Here is a 2,802-nt window from a genome sequence, read left to right as displayed (position 1 = left end):
TGGCGAGAAGGGCTTGGTGACGTAATCGTCGGCGCCCAGCTCGATGCCGAGGATGCGGTCGATCTCGTCGTCGCGGCTCGACAGGAACAGGACGGGCATGTCGCTGCCGCCGGCGCTGGGCGCGCGCAGCCGGCGGCAGACTTCCAGCCCGTCCAGGCGCGGCATGTTGATGTCCAGCACGACCAGGTCGGGCGGGTCGGCGGCGACGCTGGCGAGCGCGGCCTCGCCATCGGCGGCCTCGCGCGTCGCGAGCCCCGCCTTTTCCAGCGCATAGACGAGCAGCTCGCGGATATGCGGGTCGTCATCAACCACCAGGATGGTGCGGGGCATCGGCGCCAGGATGGTCAGCGCGGGCGTCGCGTCAATGGGGGCGTGGAGCATGGCGCGTGGTGACGCGGACCGGTGCAGCGGGTGCGGCGATGGGCGTGCAGATCGGGTGCAGACGCGGAAAGTCACGCCCGTGAGGTGGGATTCGTGACCTTTCGCGCCGCCCATCAAGAGAAAGAGCGTGGCACCCACGGGCGACCGCACGGTTTCAGCACATCGCGCGCGTGTAGGACAGCGTCCGGTCGCCAACGATCAGGCGGTGCCCATCACCTGGGCCGCGAACCGTTCCATCTCCTCCGCCTGCGGGCTCATCTGCAGGAGCAGCAGGTCGAGCCCGGCGGCCTCGTATTCGGCGATCCGCTCCTTCAGCTGCTCGGGCGTGCCGACCAGGTCGGGGCGCAGGCCACGGTTGGAGACGCTGTATTCCTGGATCTTCAGCTCGCGCTCCAATTGCGTGCCCGACAGCCATTGGTCGAAATTGGCATAGCCGGCGGGCAGCTCGCTGACGGTGGTGATCCGCGCCAGCTCGCGCCGGGCCTCGGCTTCCGAGTCGCGGACGATCGCGTAGGCGGCCATGCCGTATCGCATCGGCGGCTTGTTCAGCGCCGCGCGCCGGGTGGCCATGTCGGCGATCTTGGGCGCGATCGCGGCGGCGGGGTCGCCGTGCATGACATAGGCGTCGCATTGCGCGGCGATCATCGCCTTGGCCTTGTCGCTCTCGCCGCCGGCGTAGATCACCGGGTGGTGCGCGGGCTTGGGCGCGCAGATCGCGTCCTCCGTCCGGTAGAAGCGCCCGTCGAAGCTGAACCGGTCCTGCGACCACAGGCCGTCGACCACGGTCAGCCATTCGGCCGTGCGCGCGTAGCGATCGTCATGCTGGTCGAACTGAAGGCCGTATTGCCTGGCCTCGTCCGCCCACCAGCTCGACACGACGTTGAGCGCGAGGCGGCCACCGCTGATCTGATCGATGTTCGCCGCCGCCTTGGCGAACAGCGCGGGGTGATGGAAATTGGGGCGGACGGCGACCATCAGCTCCAGCGATTCGGTGACGGCGGCTAGCGCGGCGGCGGTGGACCAGGCATCGAGCGCGGGCTGGTCGACGCCCTTGATGTCGTTGAGGTTCAGCTCGGCGAGCAGACTGAGCGAATAGCCCCAGCGTTCCGAATCCTGCGCGAGCTGCCTGGCATATGCCCACGATGCCGCCATGCCCTCATCGGGCACGTTGCGCAGCCAGCCGCCGAACACCGGCATCCAGTATCCATAACGCATCAGCCGCGTGCCTCCTCGATCCGGGCGATCAGGTAATCGGCCAGCCGGTCGTGCGGGTCCCAGCCCAGCACATCCAGCGGCTTGGCGACGAAGTTCGACAGCGCGTTGATGTCGTAGAAGCGCGGCACGCCGTCGCGATCGTCGATCATCACCTCGACGCCGCCGACATCGAGCGCCGTCGCGCGCGCGATCGCCTCGGCCGCCTCGACCAGCGGCGGCGCGGGCTCGACCTGGCGCATCGCGATACCCGAGCCCGCGACGCAGGCGTCGGCGGGGCAGAGATCGAACGCGCCGCCGCCCGCCACCTCGATCGCATACAGGAAGCGGCGGTCGAGCGTCTCGATCCGGATGATCGCGCCGTCGCGCTGCGGCACATAGTCCTGGACGAGCAGCACGCCGTCGACGCTGGTCGGCAGCCCGTTCGCCGCGATCACGTGGCGCAGCTCGGCGGCGGTGTCGAAGCGCGCGATGCCGGCGCCCGAGCCGCCGACATTGGCCTTGACGACCAGCGGGAAGCCGATCGCGTCCGCCGCCACCGGCACGTCGGCCGCGCGGTGGACGATCCGGGTGCGCGGCACGGCGAGGCCCAGCCCGGCGATCAGCGACAGCTGGCGCGCCTTGGACGCGTCCACCGCCATCACGGCGGCGTCGTTGATCACCCGGGCGCCGGCGCGGGCCCAGTGATCGAGCAGCGCCTGCGCGTGGAAGATCGGGTGTTCGCCCGCCCGCAGGAAGGACGACATCGCGATGCGATTGAGGATCACCGGCGCGGGCGGCGGCGAGCCGGCCGGATCCCAGCCACCGTCCGGCCGGAGCCGGACATGGTCGACGCCGCGGCGCTCCAGCGCGGCGAACAGCGGCGCGAACCAGAGCGGGTGTTCGTACAGGATGGCGAGATCGGCCAAGGCGTTCCGTTTCGTGAGGGTGCACGACCGAGACCAGCCGGCGTCGAGGCGGTCAAGCGACAACGGCGCTGGCCGGTTCCGGCCATGGCCGCCGTCTTGTTCGGTAAATTGACTTCGCCCCCGTGCGCGCGGTAGTATGGCACCGGGGAATAGTCGGATTGGGCGAGGCCGCGGGTGGGACCGCGGCGCGGCGCGAGTCGGCGATCAGGGGGAACGCAATGCGGGGGACATACCGCCGGCACGCCCGCGCGAGGGGCGGTTGGGCGCTGGGCGTGGCGCTCGCGGCGGTGCCGGCCGGCGC

At 70.6% G+C, this 2,802-nt stretch carries 3 protein-coding genes; all 3 read right to left on the bottom strand.

Translation table 11 applies throughout. The annotated features are described in order from the left end of the window. Positions 1-381 (bottom strand): response regulator (locus tag HUU95_RS13240; RefSeq protein ID WP_254602799.1); only part of this gene is annotated, 381 nt, incomplete at its 3' end. Positions 382-579: 198 nt separating this feature from the next. Beyond that, positions 580-1,578, bottom strand: coding sequence for an LLM class flavin-dependent oxidoreductase (locus HUU95_RS13235; RefSeq protein WP_254602798.1), 999 nt, complete (start codon positions 1,576-1,578; stop codon positions 580-582). A 17-nt stretch (positions 1,579-1,595) separates the two neighbouring features. Continuing rightward, positions 1,596-2,501 (bottom strand): ATP-grasp domain-containing protein, encoded by a 906-nt coding sequence (locus HUU95_RS13230; RefSeq protein WP_174280530.1) that lies wholly within the window; start codon positions 2,499-2,501, stop codon positions 1,596-1,598. Between the last annotated feature and the right edge of the window lie 301 nt (positions 2,502-2,802).

The organism is Sphingomonas bacterium (assembly GCF_903643065.1).
GTDB lineage: Bacteria > Pseudomonadota > Alphaproteobacteria > Sphingomonadales > Sphingomonadaceae > Sphingomonas.
Note: the sequence above shows the minus strand (reverse complement) of the source record. Positions and strands in the feature narration are given on the sequence as shown.

What these genes read in the sequence shown, in the direction of transcription:
- HUU95_RS13235 (WP_254602798.1), bottom strand. Translation starts at nt 1,578, where the DNA reads ATGCCGGTGTTCGGCGGCTGGCTGCGCAACGTGCCCGATGAGGGCATG.